Consider the following 15,162-nt stretch of genomic DNA (forward strand, 5'->3'; position numbering starts at 1 on the left):
AGGAAATCTGCACGCTACAGGTCCCCACCGCGCCAGATCACCTGGCCGATAATGCGGTGCTCATTGCCTTGGCTGGCGCCATACATGCGGTCGCCATGGGTATGCTTGTCGCTGTTGTCGCTCCGCAGAATCCATTGGCCCAGCGGAGCCTGAACAAGCCGCTTCACGATCGCGCCATCGGCACTGGTCAGCACGAAGACGCTGCTATCGACAGGCTCAATTTTGGACCGATCTACAAGCAGCACGTCTTTGTGGTTGATGGTGGGCTGCATGCTCTGGCCGTCGGCGTACATTACGATCAGGTGCTCGGGCTTCGCCCCCTTCGAGCGCAGCCAGTTGCGTTTGAATGCCAGGGTCGACTGAATCTCAACGTGCGGGTTCTCGCTGCCCAGGCCTGCGGCTGCCTTTGCGTCGTACTGCGGAATGAAGGCGTAGAACTCATCGCTGGCATCAGGCAAGTCTTCTGATTCAGGGATCGGGCAGTTGGCAGCTTCCTGACCCGCAAGTGCTGAGGCGGAAGGATCGAAGCGGCGTATGCCGGCGGCAAGCGACGGGCTCACATCGACAGGCTCGAAGTCGAGCGCCTCGGCCAGCTTCAGCAGTGCCTCCAAATTCAGTGCAACCTTTCCGGTCATGTACTGACTGACGATGCTCTGGGCAGATTTCCAACCGCAACGCTCGCCAACCTCGGCTTGGTTAAGCAAATCCTGATTGGGATCTTCACGGGATTCCTTCTTGCGCTTCAGATAGATGTCATTCAGCCGCTTGGCGTCCTCAAGCTGCTCGGCAGATAGCGGTGTTCTGATCGGTTTTTTCATGCGCGTGATTTAGTAGCAGAGCTGATTTATAAGCAAACAGCACTGCTACTGATTCGCTTGAATTATGTAAAACAGCAGTGCTAATATCAAGCCAAACCATGTGAGGCATGAGTCATGACCACTCTTTCCCTTGAGCAATACCTGGCGGGGCATGGAACCCAGAACGACCTGGCCAAGGCGCTCGGGATTCAACAAAGCGCCGTCTCCCAGATGCTCCGCGCCAAGCGCGACATTCGAATCACGATCCATGACGACGGGCAGATCCAGGCCAGCGAAGTGCGACCGATTCCTGCCCGCAAATCCGCCGCCTAACCCACCAACCCAGCAAGGAGCAGTACCCGTATGGCCTACCAGGACCGCAGTCATCTGCATGACCAGATAACGCGAGTTCGCTTGGATCAAGACACCGACGACCTTCTTCGTTGCCTTGCCAAGTTCCACCGCACCCAAAAGGCCGTACTGGCCCGTGAGCTTCTGGAGGCGAGCCTTCGAAGCATGCTTTCCGAACTGGGCGAAGAAGATACCGAACATGGCACAGCGGCCTGAAGAGCCCGAGGAGGCTCTATGCCTGAACGAATTACTACCGTCCCGCTGGACGAAGAGTTCGACGGGTTGCTCAGGGAGTTGGCGAGACGCAAAGGGTTTGACCCTGGCGAGCTGGCCGCAGAGCTGATCCAGAAAGAGCTGAAGAAGAGAACCGCGCCACGCGCGCCACGCGGACCGGTTGTTCCGTTCCGTCGATAGCCCCAATAGGGCCTCAAAAGAGCAGGAGAAGGGCATGAAAACCAGAGAGCCAAGCAAAGCCGAGATCGAAACCTTGAAGGAGGTTTTAGTGGCTTCGCTTCCGAACACGCAGGCGGACTGCCTGACAGAAATCGCCGTGCGTAGCGCGATCGCCGTCAAGGCAGCCTTTGAAAAGCTAAGTCAAGAGGTTAGCTGAGGTCAGTGCTGCTCAAAGGCTCCCCCTTTGACGTCTCGAAGTATGCAGAGAGCTGTTTGTGGGTAGCGATGATCATCTCGGCTTCTCGACCTGGAATTCCAGCCTTCAGATGGCCTGCTCTGATCAGCTCAACGACAACCTGAAGAGCAGCAGTAGCAGAAGTTTTGTTCAGATTTACAACGTCAGTCATGTCCGGCCTCCGATGGCCTTTTCGTGTGGAAGCAAAAAGCTACCACGGATGCGCCGGACACCCAATGCGGCACCGCATCACCGAAACGCAGGCACAAAAAAGCCGGGATTACGGCCCGGCTATCTGCAACACAAAACTCTGTAGAGGAATTATGCATATGCAGACCCCAAGTGTACAGGCCCTAATCCGGCCCGCGCCACAAAATGCGAACCACGATTTCGTGGCGCGCACGATGTCATCGCGCGAAATCGCCGAACTGACTGGCAAGCAGCATCAGCACGTCAAGCGCGACATCGAAAAGATGCTCGGCGACCTGAAAGAAGATGCGTCCAAATTTGGACAGATCTATTTCGACTCGCAAAACCGGGCTCAGCGCGAGTACTGCCTGGACCGCGAGCATACCGACTGCCTGCTCACCGGCTACAGCGCAGCGATGCGCATGGCCGTCATCAAGCGCTGGCGCGAGCTGGAATCGCAAGTCGCCCTGGCACTGCCCGACTTCACCAACCCGGCCGCCGCCGCGCGCGCCTGGGCGGATCAGGTCGAGCAGAAGCAGGCCGCCGAGCAGGCACGCTTGCTACTGACAGTCGAAGTCCAGGCCCAGGCCACCAAGATCGAGCACCTCGAAAACCTGTTCAAGGAAGGCATGACCGCCACCCAGTTCTGCAAGGGCCTCAATGGGGTCAACGTCATGCAGGTGAACGCCTTCCTCAAGGCGCGGAATTGGCTCTACGCCGAAGGCCGCTCTGGCACGCGCTACCGCGTTGCTGCCTACGCCCGCGACAAGTACATGACCGAGCACCAGCACGAAGTGACCCCGCACGGCAAGGACGCCTTCATCAGCTACACGCCGATCCTGCTGCGCAAAGGCGCGACTCGACTGTACGAGCTGTACCTGTCTGGCGACCTGCCCATGAAGAAGAACTGGGACGGCCTGCACACCCACGACAAGGCCGTGCGGGGTGCAGCATGAGCCCTGAAGACCGCGCTCGGATACAGCAGCTCTTTGACGATCAGCGCGCGCAAGCCATGACGAATCTGATTCGTGCGCACAAGGCTGAAAGCGATGCGCGGATTTTCCGAGCGCTCGCGTTGACCGGATGGCTCGTAGTGATCGGCTTGGCCCTGCAGTTGGGGGTATCAGCATGAGCATGGAACTGATGGTCAAGGCCATGAAGACCAAGGTCGGCAATCCCCTGCGCAAGCTGGTGCTGATCAAGCTGGCCGACAATGCGAGCGACCAAGGCGAGTGCTGGCCGTCCTACCAGCACATTGCGGACCAGTGTGAGATCGACCGCAGCACCGTTCGCAAGCATATCAAGCAGCTGGAAATGCAGGGCCTGGTGCGCATCGAGAACCGCGAAGGGCCGAAGGGGAATAGCTCGAACCTCTACCGCATCACCCTGTGCCGACCTGTAGGCCCAAACAGCACCCCTGTAGGCCCAGAAAGCACAGGTGTAGGCCCACAGCCTACAGGGGGTGTAGGCCCAGAAAGCACCAGAACCAGTCACTCTTTTGAACCAGTCACTGAACTAGTAGAGCAGGCGGTCGCTGCCGCTCCCTTGGCGAAGAAGAAGGCCCCCAAGTTCGACCCGCTCACCTGCAAGCCGATCAACGTCAGCGAACAGACCTGGGCCGACTGGTGCCAGCACCGCCGCGAGATCGGCAAGCGCCTGACCAAGACCACCTGCGAGCGCCAAGCCAAGACCCTGGCCGGCCACCACTCGCCTGACGCCGTGATCAACCAGTCGATCAGCAACGGCTGGACCGGCCTGTTCCCAGAGAAGGTGCTGCCGGGTGCCCAGCCGGGCCAGCGCCGCAACGGCCCCGACTTCAACGACACCAGCTGGCGTCACGACACGAGCGATGACCTATGAAAAACGTCACTCAACTGGTGCCTGCCGCTGCGCGGGCGCTGCGTACCACTGGCCAGGTGCCGGTCGCTTCCCAGCCGTTGGGCGTTGTCGACGACCAGACCGGCGAGGTGGTGGAGAAGATCTTCCGCCAGCTGCAGGGGATTTTCCCGGCCTACAAGCAGGCCTGGCCTGATGACCGCGCGCTGAACACTGCTCGGCGCAACTGGACCGCAGCCCTGGTGGACGCCGGTATCAGCAGCATCGAGCAGGTGCGCTACGCCATCCTGCAATGCCGCCGCAGCGGATCGCCGTTCGCCCCGAGCGTTGGCCAGTTCATCGCCTGGTGCAAGCCGACGCCAGAGCAGTTGGGCCTGCCAGAGGCCGAGGACGCCTGGATGCAGGCGCTGATGGCCAAGTACAGCCACGAAGCCGTGCGCCTGGCCGCCATCGAGACCGGCGTCTTCGACCTGCGCGCCGCCCGCCAGGACGACAAGAGCCTGCGCAGTCGCTTCGACCGGGCCTACGAGATCATCGTGCGACGCGCCCAGGAGGGCAAACCCCTCGACGGCAAGATCGCCACCGGCATCGGCCACGACAGCCAGAAGAGCCTGGCCCAGCTCGCAGAGGAGCACGCCGCCCAGCGCCAGGTGCGCCTGCTGGAGATCCAGGGGATCCCAACCACCGCAGCCGCTGCCCGAGCGCAGTTGCTGGCCAAGTTCAAGCGCGGGCCTGTGGCCGGCAAGGAGTGCAAGTGATGCGCAAGTTCAAAGCTCACGGCCTGAATTCGTGGATGATCCGCCGCCCATGGCTGGCTCGTCTGTACCTGCTGGCACTGCTGCCGTTCACTCCGATCATTTTCTCTGTCGCGATCCTTTGGCAAAACCGTCGAGATTTCCGGGAGATCCCCGAGTTGATTTCAGCCATTTTCCTGCCTTGGGAGCAGCACTGATGGACACCAACAAGATGCGCGCAGAGTTTGAGGCCAGCCCGAAGTTCAGGGGAATGGATTTCACTCGGTCGTCCACGCACCCCGAGTTCTACGAAAGCCCATACGCGAATGGCGCCTGGGATGGCTGGCAGGCCTCACGCGAGGCCGTAGTGGTGCAACTTCCGGCGACCGGCACTCTGCTTGCGCCTGGCTGGAATCAGGGTGTTCGCGCCTGTGGCGAAGCAATCGAGGCCCAAGGCCTGAAGGTGAAGTCATGAAGCGCACCTGGACCATAACCGTAGGCACCCGCCGGTTCTCGATGGTGCTGTTGGAGCAGGCCCTGGATCACGCCGGGGCTCTGCGTGAGGCGCAGTTGATCTGGCCTGAGTGTGAGGTGCTGGCATGAGCAAAAGACACCCAATGCAGCCTGTAGTGGTGGCGGCCGACGGCGTTATCCGCTTCAAGGCAAATCAGATCGTCAGCGACATGCTTGAAGTTTGCCGGAAGCATGGCCTCGACCTGAATGAGATCGCCGCGCGCGATTATGAAAAAGATGATCGGTCGCAGCTCATGCAGTTGATCGGCTACAGCGTCAGCGGCTACGGCAATCTGGAGTGCTCACGCGCCAAGCATGTGATGCGGGCCGATCAAAAGGCTGAGGCCATGGCCAAGGCGGTGAGCCATGACTGACCGCATCAGTGTCAACAGCACCACCAAGCTATCCGAAGCCATCAGCAAGCTGACCAGCATGTTCCGCGACAAGAAGTTCGTGGTAGTCAGCCTGCGCCCGGGCAGAGACCGCACCCTTGACCAGAACGCGCTGTGGTTCGCGTTCTACAAGCGCATCGCGGAGATGACCCAGATCGGCGACGCCGCAGATGCCCGACGCTACTGCAAGCTGCACATCGGCGTGCAGATCCTGCTCAACGAAGACGTCGAGTTCCAGCAGGCCTGGTACCGGGTCATGCGCCACCTGCCATACGAGGAGAAGCTGGCGATGATGGGGGAGTGCAAGCTCTTCGGCCCGGACGGGTTCCCGGTGACCAGTCTGTTCAACCGCGCCCAGGGCGTGGCGTACACCGACCGCATCCTGGCCGAGTTCACGCCCAAGGGTGTTTTCTTCGGCGACCTGGTGGGCGAGGTGGCGGCATGAAGGCACAGGAGAAGAACCTTCCTCGCAACAACGATACAGGCACCTGGGAGAGCGATGGCTGGATCGGCTGCTATGGACGCGGCGTCACGCGCAGGGCTACTCAGTTCCTGGTGCTGGTGGCCGCCGGGCTGAACTCGAAGACCATCGCTCAGCGCTTTTGCATGAGTCATGAGTCGGTCAACCAGCGGCTAAGCGATGCTCGGTTTCATCTCGGCGCCAAGACTCGCGCGGAACTGGTGGCCAAGGCCATGGCGCGCGGCGTGATCATGCCCAAGGAGGCCGAGCCATGCGCGTAGTCATGCCTCACCAATGCGAATGTCACCGCTGCATCGAAGAGCACCGGTTAGGCATGGAAGGTCCATTCGGCTGGGTGCCGTTGTCGTCCACCAAGATGATTCTGTGCCCGGTGTGTGGCTGCAAGCGCTGCCCCCGTGCGAGTGATCACGACCTGGCGTGCACCGGCAGCAATGAGCCAGGCCAGCCAGGGAGCGTGTACCAATGAGCCTCCTCAAGCCATCAAAGCCGAAGAAATGCCGCGCCCCAGGCTGCGGCAAGCCCTTCCATCCAACCATGAGCACTCAGAAGGTGTGCAGCATTGCCTGTGCTCGCGCAATTGCCAAAGACCCAAAGCTGCAGAAGGTTGCGGCCAAGGCCATCACCAAGCAGAAGCGCCAAGACCTGCAGGAGCGCCGCGAGAAGCTCAAGACGAAGGGTGAGCACCTACGAGAGGCCCAAGCCGCGTTCAACGCTTACATCCGCGAGCGGGACCGTCTGGCGGGGTATGCGTGCATCTCCAGCGGCCGACCACTGGACTGGAACGGCAATGCGGTCGACGCCGGCCATTACCGCAGCACCGGCGCCGCCCCGCACCTGCGCTTCGACGAAAACAACTGCCACGCCCAGTCGAAGCACGATAACCGCTACCTGTCCGGCAACGTGGCCGAGTACCGCCTGGGCCTGATCCAGCGCATTGGCCTGGCCGCCGTTGAAGCGCTCGAGGCCGACCAGGCACCGCGCCGCTACACCATCGAAGACCTTCAGGCCATCAAGGCCACCTACCGCCAGAAACTCCGTGACCTGAAGAGGGCCGCAGCATGAAATTGAACAGTGCACGTCAGGCCTGGCACGACTGCTACTACTCGGCCTGGGACAGCCAGGGGGCATTCATCGAAAACCTGGGACTGCTCGGGGCCATGGTCCAGACCACCGAGAAGCAGCGGAAGGCGAGCCACGCCATGCACCAGGCCCTGGCCGGCTGCATACAGCAGGCGATCAGCACGCTGCCTGATCCGCTTCGGGCGTTTGGAAGCTGGATGTACAACCCGGTCGAGAACCACGACGACCGCGAGCAGGCCGAGGAGATGGTGTTTCTCGTCGCGTACAACGCAGGTCCGAAGATGTATGCCAAGAAGTTCGAGAAGGCTCGCACGGTCGCTGCCGGGGTGCTGCACCGGTACCGCCGACTGCACCAGGGAGGGCAGAGCGAAGGTATCGACCCATGCCCAACGCCTGAGGTGTTCCGCGCCTGGCTGCTGGCCATCCATGGGCTTGAGCTTTCATCCGAGCAGTGGGGAAGGGAGTGGGAGGGGTTCATCGACGCTTGTTTCGCCGCATGCAGCGACCTGGACCGTGACGCGCTGGTGCCCATTTCCCGGGTTTTGAAAGAGATGAAAATGGCCGCTTGACGAAATGTCCGGCTGGTGACACTATTTCGCCATTCTGACAATTTTGCCTTTGGCAAACGCATCACATGACCCGGCCCTCGCGCCGGGTTTTTTATTGCCCCGAGAGGCCCTCAAGAGTCCCCGGAGGCTCAGTGACCCGATCCACCTGCTGGAGCCTACTGGCCCTTGGCCTGGCGATGCTCAACTTCGTCATGCACCGCGACATCAGCAGCAACATTTTCTTTGCTGCGTTCATCTTCATCCAGGCCGTCATTAGCCCTTCTGCAGAAGTCGCAGTGATATCGCGCAAGCTGATCAACTTCGTATTTTGCGCAGGATCAGCGCTGCTGACCTTTGGCGTCTTGGCTCGCCTGATGGGCTTCGAGTGGCAACACCCGGCCTCATGGTAGGCCGCATAACACCGAGATCGCTCGGTCTGGAGCGAGCATGAGCGCAGAAGGCACAGCCGGCGCACTCACGATGGGACTGGCGAATGGCGCGGGCATGGCGGTTGCCACGCAGATTCCACTGGATTACGGGCTTCTTCTTGGCGCGGCCGGTGGTTGCTGTGGATTCCTGGCTGCTTCCGCCAAGATTCCTCTGGGTAGCAGATTCCTTTACGGTGTCTTTTCCTTCGTCGCCGGCTACATCGCTGGCGTAATCGCCATGAACTTCACAGACTACAACGGCGTGACCGCAGGCGTAGCGCTTGTGGTCTCCTCCATCGCCTCCTTCATGCTCGGATCCCTCAAGGACTGGCGAGACGGCGGGCCGAAACCCGAATGGCTGGATTGGGGCCGCGATCTCTTGGGAGGGCTCATCCCGCCTTTCTTCAAGAGAGGGAAGCGCGAAGATGGATAACATCTCCTACGCACTGACCATGGCTGGGGTTTACTTCCATGCTTTTGCCATGTGGCTTGATGGCGTGATCCCCGACGCGCTACTCACAATCCGTGGTAGCTGTCATTTCCTGATTTTCTTGGCCGTAGCTGGATATAGGAAGGCTACTGGTAAGCATAGGCGCGTTATTGGTGGCATCGCCTTCGCATTCGCTGGCGCGAACTTCACAGAGTCGATTCGGGTGATTTACAAGTTCAACGAGTTCTCAAGCGTCGTTCAGCCACCGCTGACGATCATCATGCTCTGCATCCTGTTCTTTGTGCTGTATGCCCGAGGCAACATGGCTCGCCTCCTGCCTCCACGCCTGAGCGACATGCTGAGGTAGCGCGCCACAAAATCGACATGCGCCGTTTTGTGGCGCGAGGTATCCCATGACAACCAAGCAACCCGACTGGGAGGCGATTGAACGTGCCTACCGGGCCGGTTCGCTTTCCATCCGCACCATCGCTGAGCGGAACAGCATCAGCGACACCGCGATTCGCGCCAAGGCGAGGAAGAACGGGTGGGCGCGTGACCTCACTGACCAGGTCCGCCAAGCCGCCAAGGCCAAGCTGGTTCGCACCGAGGTTCGCGCGGGAGGTTCGCACTGCGAACCGCGAACTGACGATGAGATCGTAGAGGAAGCTGCTACCGAGGCCGCCTCTGTCGTTCTGGCTCACCGCACTGGCCTGGCGAACTGGCGCTCCATTGCCGACAAGCTGTCCGTGGCCCTGGCTGAGATCGATGTCAACGAAGACAACTTGGGCGACTTCTCCCGAGCGCTGAACGCGGGCGTCGATGCCCAGCTCAAGGTCATTAAGGGCGAGCGCCAGGCATACGGCCTCGATGCCGAGGAAGGCGACAAGACGGTCGACACCCTGGCCAGCCTGATGGATGAACTATCGAAGGAAGCCTGACCATGAAGCCCGAGCACCTGAAACTGCTCCGGGATCGGTTCTGGCGGCTGAACAACCTGTATTTCATCACGGACAAGCAGGGCAAGAAGGTCCGCTTCCGGATGACGCAGGAGCAGATCGACTACTTCCAGGGGATGCACACCCGGAACATCATCCTCAAGGCGCGGCAGTTGGGGTTCACCACCCTGGTCTGCATCGTCCAGCTCGACGCCGCTCTCTTCGAGGCTGCCAAGTGCGCCTTGATCGCCCACACCCTGAGCGACGCCAAGCGCCTGTTCCGCGAGAAGATCAAGTACGCCTACGACCACCTGCCCAAGGAGATCAAGGCGGCCAACCCGGCGCGTAACGATGCCGCTGGCGAACTGGTGTTCAGTAAGGGCGGCTCGCTCTACGTGTCCACCTCCTTCCGGGGCGGCACGCTGCGCTACCTGCACGTTTCCGAGTTCGGGAAGATCTGCGCTAAGTTCCCGCACAAGGCGCGAGAGATCGTCACCGGTGCGTTCGAGGCTGTGGCCGCTGAGTGCTTTGTTACGATCGAGTCGACGGCAGAGGGACGGGCTGGGTACTTCTTCGACTACAGCCAGTCTGCCGAGAAGCAGCAGTTGGCTGGCGTATCCCTGGGGCTGCTCGACTGGAAGTTCTTCTTCTTCAGCTGGTGGCGCAACGCGCTGTACTGGTTGGACCCGAACGGCGTGGTCATCCCCGACCGCCTGACCAAGTATTTCGACGACCTGACCGCCAAGCACGGCATCGTCACCAATCCAGGCCAACGCGCCTGGTACAGCGCCAAGGAAAAGACCCTCGGCGACGACATGAAGCGCGAGTACCCGTCGATCCCTGCCGAAGCATTCCAGCAGACCATCGAAGGCGCGTACTACGCCAAACAGTTCACCAAGCTCTACGCCGCCCAGCGGATCGGCAAGCTGCCAGACAACAGCCATCAGCCCGTGCACACCTTCTGGGACATCGGCGTGGGCGACTCGACGGCGATCTGGTTCGTGCGGATCGTGGGCGAGGAGTTCCACGTCATCGACTTCTACCAGAACAGCGGCGAAGGCCTGCGGCACTACATGAAGGTGCTGAAGGATCGTGGATACACCTACGGCGAGCACTGGGGCCCGCACGACATCGATAACCGCGAGTTTGGTAGCGACGGCAAGACCAGGCGCGAAATCGCGCGTGAGGGCTACGAGATCGACGGACAGCGCTATTCGCTGACCTTCCAAGTGGTGCCCAAGCTCAGCATCGACGAAGGCATCGAGCAGGCTCGCGAGATCCTACCCCGCTGCGCCTTCGACGAGGCCAAGTGCGAGGAAGGCATCACTGCCCTGGAGAGCTACCGCAAGGAGTGGGACGACAAGCGCGGCTGCTGGAAAGACAAGCCGCTCCATGATTGGTCATCCCACCCAGCCGACGCCTTCCGCTACTTCGCCGTAGCCAAGACCAAACGCTCGCGGGTCGAGCACATACCCGTCACGTTCACATTCTGAGGCCAGCATGCCGAATTACAGCGCAACCCGGAAGGAGTACAGCGATGCTCTTCCGAGCTGGCGCCTGGTCAAGCGATGCGTGGCCGGCGCCAGGGAGGTCCGCAAGTGGGACGAATACCTGCCCATGCCGGACCCTACGAATCGGTCGGACGAGAACCTGGAGCGCTATCAGCAGCTGAAGAAGCGCGCGATGTTCCTCAACATCACGGGCCGGACGCGCACTGGACTGCTGGGCGCCGTGTTCCGCAAGACGGCCGAAGTCGACCTGCCGTCTCAGGTCCAGTACCTGCTTGAGAACGCCAGCGGCGACGGTACCAGCCTTGAGCAACTGTCCAAGGATGCTGTGGGCGAGTGCCTGGATACAGGTCGCGGTGGTTTCCTCACCGATTACCCCAAGATCGAGAGCGACGGGCGCCCGCGCACTAAGGCGGATTCTGGCGGCATGCAGGCCTGGGTTCACCATTACCCGGCGCTGAGCATCATCAACTGGCGAGAGGACGTGATCCAGGGCCGCAAGCGCCTGGCGCTGGTCGTGCTGCATGAGGTGCTGAACGAGCCGACCGCTGATGGCTTCGAGTTCAAGCTTGTCGACCAGTATCGCGCCCTGGTGCTGGAGGGTGGCGTCTACAAGCAGCGCGTGTACCGTGAAGACCAGCCTGATGGCGAGGAAAGCGTCCCGACCGACCACAACGGCAACACGCTCGACCACATCCCGTTCCACTTCTACGGCGCCGAGAACAACGACGCAGCCATCGATAAGGGTCCGCTCGAAGACATCGCCGACGTGAACATCCTGCACTACGGCAACAGCGCCACAGTGGAGGAGGCCGGGTTCATCGTTTCTCAGCCCACTTTGTTCATCACCACAGATATCACTCCTGAGGACTTCAAGAAATTTAACCCCAACGGGATACACGTAGGCTCCCAATGCGGTATCAATCTTGGCAAGACCGGCACGGCCACGCTCCTCCAGGCTAGGGAAACCCAGTTGGCCCGCGAGCTGATGAAGGACAAAGAGACGCAGATGCAGATGATCGGCGCGCGCATTGTCCAGCAGGCGGGTGGCGCTGAGACGGCAGAGGCCGTGCGCATCCGCTACAGCTCCGACAACAGCGTGCTGGGCACCATCGCCGGCAACGTGTCCGAGGCACTGAAGCTGGCCATCCTGGATGCCGAGCTGTTCATGATCGGCCAGGCCAACATGGACGGCACGGTCTTCTGGCTCAACCAGGAGTTCTTCGACGACCAGATGGACGCGCAGATGATCCTGGCTCAAGTCCAGCTGTGGCAGCAGGGCATCATCGCCAAGGCCGACCTGCGCACCAACCTGCGCCAGGCAGGGGCGATCGAATCGGACCGCACCGACGAGGATATCGACGAAGACATCGAGGCCCAGCCGCCGGTGAGCGGCAGCGATACGGGCAACGACCTGCCACCAGGTGAAGATGATGAGCAGTGAAGGCTATCTGGCCGACGCGACCACCCGGCACCAGGTGTACGTGCAGCGATACGCTGGGGGAAACATCAAGCGGGTAGCCAAGTTCATCACCAAGGCCATCAGCAGGGCAAGGGAGGCGCTACGCGGCGGGCTGAGCGAATATGGCACCCAACGGTTCAACAGCCAGCTTGGAGCGCTCCAGCGAGACCTGCAGGGCATCTACAGCGACATGAAGAACCAAGCCATGCTGGACCTTGGCGAGTTCGCCGGCTACGAGGCCTCTTTCAGCGCTCGAATGCTTGGCCAGGTCGTCACCGCGCTGGTACAGACACATGTGCCATCAGCCGATCTTGTCGCTGCTGCCGCTCTCGCAGACCCGATGCTGCTCGAAGCAAGGGCGGGGGTGCAGCGCATCAGCATCGCCGGCGCGCTGGACCAATTCGGCACAGCTAAGTCCGCGCAGATCGTGGGAGAGATCCAGATCGGGTCGGCGCTCGGCGAAACAACGCAGCAGATCAGTCAGCGCTTAACCAGCGTGCACCAGCTCCAGCGGGACCAGGCGTCAGCATTGGTGCGCACCATGACGAACCATGTGGCAAGCACGGCAAGGGCTGAGACGTTCAAGGCCAACGACGACATCCTGGCCGGCAAGCGCCGCATCGCCACGCTGGACGGTCGCACATCGCCGTTCTGCCGCTCGATCGACAACACGGTGGTGCCGTTCAGCGCGCCATCGCCGCCTTTCCACTGGAACTGCCGGACTTCAGAGATACCAGTCCTCAAACCTTTGTTCGAGCGGGAGATTCCCGGCTCGGGCAGGCCGGCAGTAGGCCCGGATGGTGCTGAGCAGGTGTCGAGCAAGACCACCTACCAGCAATGGCTCGCCCGCCAGCCTGCCGCGTTCCAGATCGATGTCCTGGGCCCGGCCCGCTACAAGCTGTTCAGCAAGGGCCAGCTCACCCTGGACCGGTTCGTCGACGACAGCGGCCACCAGATCACGCTGGACGAGCTAAGGCAGCTTGAACCGCGCGCCTTCGAGCGTGCAGGAATTTGAACAGCCGGCCATGAGCCGGTTTTTTTACGCCCGCGGCTGAGCCAACGGCAAATCATCCGGGGGATGACATGAAATACCTGATCGACAAAGCAGCATTCGATGCACTCGAGCCAGCCCTGCAAGCGCTGTACAAGGCCCAAGGCGATAACTACGTGCTGACGGTAGAGGGCTTGCCGCAGAACGAGGACTTGGAAGGCCTCAAGCGCCAGAACCAGACCCTGCTCGACGAAGCGAAGGCGGCCAAACAGCGCGCCCGGGATGCTGAGCAGCAGCGAGAGCAGCAAGCCGTGGAGGCTGCGAAGGCAAAGGGCGATTACGAGTCGCTCTACGCCAGCAGCGAGCAAGCCCTGGCCGCCGAGCGCCAGAAGCTGGCAGACCTGCAGGCCGGCATCGAGAAGCGCGACCTGAGCGGTGCGGCCTCCAAGGTCGCGGCCCAGATCGCTGACGGACCGAACGCCGAGATCCTGGCCGAGTTCCTCGAGCGCCGGCTGCGCATTGTCGATGGCCAGGTACGTGTCACCGACTCCAGCGGCAACCTCACGGTTTCGACGCTGGAGCAGTTGGGCAAAGAGTTTCAGGAAGAGCCGCGCTACGCATCCCTGGTGCGCGGATCTCAGGCGGGTGGCGGCGGGGCCGCTGGTTCGCCGGGTGGCGGGGCCGCCCCGAAGTGGGAAGAACTGAGCGGCATGGAGCGTGTAGAGCTCCGCCGAAATAACCCTGCCGAGCATGCGCGCCTGAAGGAAGCGCATGAAAAGGCCTCGAAAAAAGGAAAGTAACCAATGCCAACCATCCTATCGGACGTGGTATTCCGCGACGAGCTGCGCGACTACATGCGCGTCAACACCGTCGAGAAGACCGCGTTCTTCCAGTCCGGCATCCTGGTAAGCAACAGCGATATGTCGCAGCTGCTGGCCAGCCCGTCCAACACCTTCACCATCCCGTGGTGGGTCGACCTGGATGCGTCCATCGAGTCGAACTACTCGAACGACGTTTACACCGACATCGCGGTTCCGCTGGCGGTGACCAGCGCCGAAATGCAGGCCCGCGCCGCCTACCTGAACGAAGGCTGGGCTGCGATGAACCTGGTGAAGAACATCACCAACCAAGATCCGCTGGACTTCGTGGCCAGCCGCCTGACCAGCTACTGGCAGCGCGTAGCCCAGCGCCGGACCATTGCCACGGTTGTCGGTATCTACAACGGCAACGTTGCCGGCAACGACGGTGACATGGTGGTGGACGCTGGCGGCCCGATCACAGCAGCTTCGGTGATCCGTGCTCGGGCAACCATGGGCGACTACACCCCGCAGATCGTCACCCCGAACGGTACCAAGGCACTTAGTTCGATCGTGATGCATTCGGCGGTCTATGCAGAACTGTCGATCCTGAACCTGATCGACTTCACCCCTATCGCCGACCAGGTTCCTGAGTTCGGCCGCTACCAGAACATGCTGGTGGTGATTGACGATGGCATGCCGGTCATTGGCACTGGTGCAGACGCCAAGTACCTGTCGATCATCTTCGGGCCAGGCGCCATCGGTTACGCGGAAGAGCAGGACGAGAACGACATCGCCTACGACCGCGAAGAGGCCCGCGGCAACGGTGGCGGTGCTGAAACCCTGTGGACCCGTCGCAACTTCGTTGTGCACCCGCTGGGCTACTCGTTCCTGTCGGCGACCATCACCGGAACCCCAGGCACCACCCGTCCGGTATCGGCCAACTGGTCCGACCTGGCCCTGGCTACCAACTGGCAGCGCAAGTGGGCGCGTAAGCAGGTGCCGCTGGCGTTCATCACTTCCACCCTGGGCTCGTAACAGAGCCCTTTCGAGGAGATCACC

26 protein-coding genes are annotated in these 15,162 nt (G+C 61.3%); 24 read left to right on the forward strand and 2 right to left on the reverse strand.

The window, feature by feature from the left end; translation table 11 throughout:
- Nucleotides 1-14 precede the first annotated feature (14 nt).
- Nucleotides 15-818, reverse strand: a complete 804-nt coding sequence (locus LK03_RS14675) for a LexA family transcriptional regulator (protein ID WP_038413089.1) — start codon at nt 816-818, stop codon at nt 15-17.
- A 114-nt stretch (nt 819-932) separates the two neighbouring features.
- Here LK03_RS14675 and LK03_RS14680 point away from each other — a divergent pair, with 114 nt between their 5' ends.
- The 3 genes from LK03_RS14680 to LK03_RS22200 all read left to right on the forward strand — a co-directional run bounded on the left by LK03_RS14680 (nt 933) and on the right by LK03_RS22200 (nt 1,758).
- Nucleotides 933-1,130 carry a Cro/CI family transcriptional regulator gene (locus tag LK03_RS14680; protein ID WP_038413090.1) on the forward strand — a complete coding sequence of 66 codons (198 nt, stop codon included), beginning with the start codon at nt 933-935 and terminating at the stop codon, nt 1,128-1,130.
- 30 nt (nt 1,131-1,160) lie between these two features.
- On the forward strand, nt 1,161-1,364 hold the full coding sequence (locus tag LK03_RS14685) for a hypothetical protein (protein WP_038413091.1): 204 nt from the start codon (nt 1,161-1,163) through the stop codon (nt 1,362-1,364).
- Nucleotides 1,365-1,596: 232 nt separating this feature from the next.
- Nucleotides 1,597-1,758 carry a hypothetical protein gene (locus tag LK03_RS22200; RefSeq protein ID WP_156109539.1) on the forward strand — a complete coding sequence of 54 codons (162 nt, stop codon included), beginning with the start codon at nt 1,597-1,599 and terminating at the stop codon, nt 1,756-1,758.
- Here the strand turns inward: LK03_RS22200 and LK03_RS14695 are convergent.
- Complete coding sequence (locus tag LK03_RS14695; protein WP_038413093.1) at nt 1,751-1,948, reverse strand: hypothetical protein; 198 nt, start codon at nt 1,946-1,948, stop codon at nt 1,751-1,753. The two genes, LK03_RS22200 and LK03_RS14695, sit on opposite strands and share 8 nt — an antisense overlap.
- A gap of 157 nt (nt 1,949-2,105) precedes the next feature.
- Between LK03_RS14695 and LK03_RS14700 the strand changes: the two genes are divergently transcribed.
- The 21 genes from LK03_RS14700 (at nt 2,106) to LK03_RS14800 (ending at nt 15,138) form a co-directional block, all read left to right on the forward strand.
- Nucleotides 2,106-2,921: a Rha family transcriptional regulator gene (locus LK03_RS14700; RefSeq protein ID WP_049870495.1), complete on the forward strand. Its 816-nt coding sequence runs from the start codon at nt 2,106-2,108 to the stop codon at nt 2,919-2,921.
- Nucleotides 2,918-3,097: a hypothetical protein gene (locus LK03_RS14705; RefSeq protein ID WP_038413094.1), complete on the forward strand. Its 180-nt coding sequence runs from the start codon at nt 2,918-2,920 to the stop codon at nt 3,095-3,097. Before LK03_RS14700 ends, LK03_RS14705 begins: the two co-directional genes overlap by 4 nt.
- Nucleotides 3,094-3,825 (forward strand): helix-turn-helix domain-containing protein, encoded by a 732-nt coding sequence (locus LK03_RS14710; protein WP_038413095.1) that lies wholly within the window; start codon nt 3,094-3,096, stop codon nt 3,823-3,825. The genes LK03_RS14705 and LK03_RS14710 overlap by 4 nt, the downstream gene beginning before the upstream one ends.
- Nucleotides 3,822-4,559, forward strand: coding sequence for a replication protein P (locus LK03_RS14715; protein WP_038413096.1), 738 nt, complete (start codon nt 3,822-3,824; stop codon nt 4,557-4,559). The genes LK03_RS14710 and LK03_RS14715 overlap by 4 nt, the downstream gene beginning before the upstream one ends.
- On the forward strand, nt 4,559-4,753 hold the full coding sequence (locus tag LK03_RS14720; RefSeq protein ID WP_038413097.1) for a hypothetical protein: 195 nt from the start codon (nt 4,559-4,561) through the stop codon (nt 4,751-4,753). The genes LK03_RS14715 and LK03_RS14720 overlap by 1 nt, the downstream gene beginning before the upstream one ends.
- Nucleotides 4,753-5,010 (forward strand): hypothetical protein, encoded by a 258-nt coding sequence (locus tag LK03_RS14725; RefSeq protein WP_038413098.1) that lies wholly within the window; start codon nt 4,753-4,755, stop codon nt 5,008-5,010. The genes LK03_RS14720 and LK03_RS14725 overlap by 1 nt, the downstream gene beginning before the upstream one ends.
- Nucleotides 5,007-5,138 carry a hypothetical protein gene (locus tag LK03_RS22665; RefSeq protein ID WP_276203304.1) on the forward strand — a complete coding sequence of 44 codons (132 nt, stop codon included), beginning with the start codon at nt 5,007-5,009 and terminating at the stop codon, nt 5,136-5,138. The genes LK03_RS14725 and LK03_RS22665 overlap by 4 nt, the downstream gene beginning before the upstream one ends.
- Entirely contained in the window at nt 5,135-5,422 is a 288-nt protein-coding gene (locus LK03_RS14730) for an SIMPL domain-containing protein (protein WP_038413099.1), read from the forward strand. The genes LK03_RS22665 and LK03_RS14730 overlap by 4 nt, the downstream gene beginning before the upstream one ends.
- Nucleotides 5,415-5,885: a hypothetical protein gene (locus LK03_RS14735; RefSeq protein ID WP_038413100.1), complete on the forward strand. Its 471-nt coding sequence runs from the start codon at nt 5,415-5,417 to the stop codon at nt 5,883-5,885. Before LK03_RS14730 ends, LK03_RS14735 begins: the two co-directional genes overlap by 8 nt.
- A complete protein-coding gene (locus LK03_RS14740) occupies nt 5,882-6,181 on the forward strand; it encodes a helix-turn-helix transcriptional regulator (RefSeq protein WP_038413101.1) in 300 nt (99 codons plus the stop codon). Before LK03_RS14735 ends, LK03_RS14740 begins: the two co-directional genes overlap by 4 nt.
- Before the next feature lie 202 nt (nt 6,182-6,383).
- Nucleotides 6,384-6,983: a recombination protein NinG gene (locus tag LK03_RS14750; RefSeq protein ID WP_038413102.1), complete on the forward strand. Its 600-nt coding sequence runs from the start codon at nt 6,384-6,386 to the stop codon at nt 6,981-6,983.
- Entirely contained in the window at nt 6,980-7,570 is a 591-nt protein-coding gene (locus LK03_RS14755) for a hypothetical protein (RefSeq protein ID WP_038413103.1), read from the forward strand. The genes LK03_RS14750 and LK03_RS14755 overlap by 4 nt, the downstream gene beginning before the upstream one ends.
- A gap of 131 nt (nt 7,571-7,701) precedes the next feature.
- Nucleotides 7,702-7,959: a hypothetical protein gene (locus tag LK03_RS14760; protein WP_156109540.1), complete on the forward strand. Its 258-nt coding sequence runs from the start codon at nt 7,702-7,704 to the stop codon at nt 7,957-7,959.
- A 37-nt stretch (nt 7,960-7,996) separates the two neighbouring features.
- A complete protein-coding gene (locus tag LK03_RS14765) occupies nt 7,997-8,410 on the forward strand; it encodes a putative holin (RefSeq protein WP_038413105.1) in 414 nt (137 codons plus the stop codon).
- The gene (locus LK03_RS14770; protein ID WP_038413106.1) at nt 8,403-8,774 is read left to right on the forward strand and encodes a phage holin family protein; all 372 of its coding nucleotides are present in this window, start codon (nt 8,403-8,405) and stop codon (nt 8,772-8,774) included. Before LK03_RS14765 ends, LK03_RS14770 begins: the two co-directional genes overlap by 8 nt.
- Nucleotides 8,775-8,820: 46 nt before the next feature.
- The gene (locus LK03_RS14775; RefSeq protein ID WP_038413107.1) at nt 8,821-9,345 is read left to right on the forward strand and encodes a hypothetical protein; all 525 of its coding nucleotides are present in this window, start codon (nt 8,821-8,823) and stop codon (nt 9,343-9,345) included.
- A 2-nt stretch (nt 9,346-9,347) separates the two neighbouring features.
- Complete coding sequence (locus tag LK03_RS14780; RefSeq protein WP_038413108.1) at nt 9,348-10,835, forward strand: terminase; 1,488 nt, start codon at nt 9,348-9,350, stop codon at nt 10,833-10,835.
- Nucleotides 10,836-10,842: 7 nt separating this feature from the next.
- Complete coding sequence (locus LK03_RS14785) at nt 10,843-12,294, forward strand: DUF4055 domain-containing protein (RefSeq protein ID WP_038413109.1); 1,452 nt, start codon at nt 10,843-10,845, stop codon at nt 12,292-12,294.
- Nucleotides 12,284-13,327, forward strand: coding sequence for a phage minor head protein (locus LK03_RS14790; RefSeq protein ID WP_038413110.1), 1,044 nt, complete (start codon nt 12,284-12,286; stop codon nt 13,325-13,327). Before LK03_RS14785 ends, LK03_RS14790 begins: the two co-directional genes overlap by 11 nt.
- 68 nt (nt 13,328-13,395) lie before the next feature.
- On the forward strand, nt 13,396-14,103 hold the full coding sequence (locus LK03_RS14795) for a hypothetical protein (RefSeq protein ID WP_038413111.1): 708 nt from the start codon (nt 13,396-13,398) through the stop codon (nt 14,101-14,103).
- 3 nt (nt 14,104-14,106) lie between these two features.
- Entirely contained in the window at nt 14,107-15,138 is a 1,032-nt protein-coding gene (locus LK03_RS14800) for a hypothetical protein (protein WP_038413112.1), read from the forward strand.
- Nucleotides 15,139-15,162: the final 24 nt, after the last annotated feature.

This window comes from Pseudomonas cremoricolorata (assembly GCF_000759535.1).
Lineage (GTDB): Bacteria > Pseudomonadota > Gammaproteobacteria > Pseudomonadales > Pseudomonadaceae > Aquipseudomonas > Aquipseudomonas cremoricolorata_A.

Coding starts and splice junctions, on each gene's coding strand:
- LK03_RS14675 (WP_038413089.1), bottom strand. CDS start 818: ATGAAAAAACCGATCAGAACACCGCTATCTGCCGAGCAGCTTGAGGAC.
- LK03_RS14680 (WP_038413090.1), top strand. CDS start 933: ATGACCACTCTTTCCCTTGAGCAATACCTGGCGGGGCATGGAACCCAG.
- LK03_RS14685 (WP_038413091.1), top strand. CDS start 1,161: ATGGCCTACCAGGACCGCAGTCATCTGCATGACCAGATAACGCGAGTT.
- LK03_RS22200 (WP_156109539.1), top strand. CDS start 1,597: ATGAAAACCAGAGAGCCAAGCAAAGCCGAGATCGAAACCTTGAAGGAG.
- LK03_RS14695 (WP_038413093.1), bottom strand. CDS start 1,948: ATGACTGACGTTGTAAATCTGAACAAAACTTCTGCTACTGCTGCTCTT.
- LK03_RS14700 (WP_049870495.1), top strand. CDS start 2,106: ATGCAGACCCCAAGTGTACAGGCCCTAATCCGGCCCGCGCCACAAAAT.
- LK03_RS14705 (WP_038413094.1), top strand. CDS start 2,918: ATGAGCCCTGAAGACCGCGCTCGGATACAGCAGCTCTTTGACGATCAG.
- LK03_RS14710 (WP_038413095.1), top strand. CDS start 3,094: ATGAGCATGGAACTGATGGTCAAGGCCATGAAGACCAAGGTCGGCAAT.
- LK03_RS14715 (WP_038413096.1), top strand. CDS start 3,822: ATGAAAAACGTCACTCAACTGGTGCCTGCCGCTGCGCGGGCGCTGCGT.
- LK03_RS14720 (WP_038413097.1), top strand. CDS start 4,559: ATGCGCAAGTTCAAAGCTCACGGCCTGAATTCGTGGATGATCCGCCGC.
- LK03_RS14725 (WP_038413098.1), top strand. CDS start 4,753: ATGGACACCAACAAGATGCGCGCAGAGTTTGAGGCCAGCCCGAAGTTC.
- LK03_RS22665 (WP_276203304.1), top strand. CDS start 5,007: ATGAAGCGCACCTGGACCATAACCGTAGGCACCCGCCGGTTCTCGATG.
- LK03_RS14730 (WP_038413099.1), top strand. CDS start 5,135: ATGAGCAAAAGACACCCAATGCAGCCTGTAGTGGTGGCGGCCGACGGC.
- LK03_RS14735 (WP_038413100.1), top strand. CDS start 5,415: ATGACTGACCGCATCAGTGTCAACAGCACCACCAAGCTATCCGAAGCC.
- LK03_RS14740 (WP_038413101.1), top strand. CDS start 5,882: ATGAAGGCACAGGAGAAGAACCTTCCTCGCAACAACGATACAGGCACC.
- LK03_RS14750 (WP_038413102.1), top strand. CDS start 6,384: ATGAGCCTCCTCAAGCCATCAAAGCCGAAGAAATGCCGCGCCCCAGGC.
- LK03_RS14755 (WP_038413103.1), top strand. CDS start 6,980: ATGAAATTGAACAGTGCACGTCAGGCCTGGCACGACTGCTACTACTCG.
- LK03_RS14765 (WP_038413105.1), top strand. CDS start 7,997: ATGAGCGCAGAAGGCACAGCCGGCGCACTCACGATGGGACTGGCGAAT.
- LK03_RS14770 (WP_038413106.1), top strand. CDS start 8,403: ATGGATAACATCTCCTACGCACTGACCATGGCTGGGGTTTACTTCCAT.
- LK03_RS14775 (WP_038413107.1), top strand. CDS start 8,821: ATGACAACCAAGCAACCCGACTGGGAGGCGATTGAACGTGCCTACCGG.
- LK03_RS14780 (WP_038413108.1), top strand. CDS start 9,348: ATGAAGCCCGAGCACCTGAAACTGCTCCGGGATCGGTTCTGGCGGCTG.
- LK03_RS14785 (WP_038413109.1), top strand. CDS start 10,843: ATGCCGAATTACAGCGCAACCCGGAAGGAGTACAGCGATGCTCTTCCG.
- LK03_RS14790 (WP_038413110.1), top strand. CDS start 12,284: ATGAGCAGTGAAGGCTATCTGGCCGACGCGACCACCCGGCACCAGGTG.
- LK03_RS14795 (WP_038413111.1), top strand. CDS start 13,396: ATGAAATACCTGATCGACAAAGCAGCATTCGATGCACTCGAGCCAGCC.
- LK03_RS14800 (WP_038413112.1), top strand. CDS start 14,107: ATGCCAACCATCCTATCGGACGTGGTATTCCGCGACGAGCTGCGCGAC.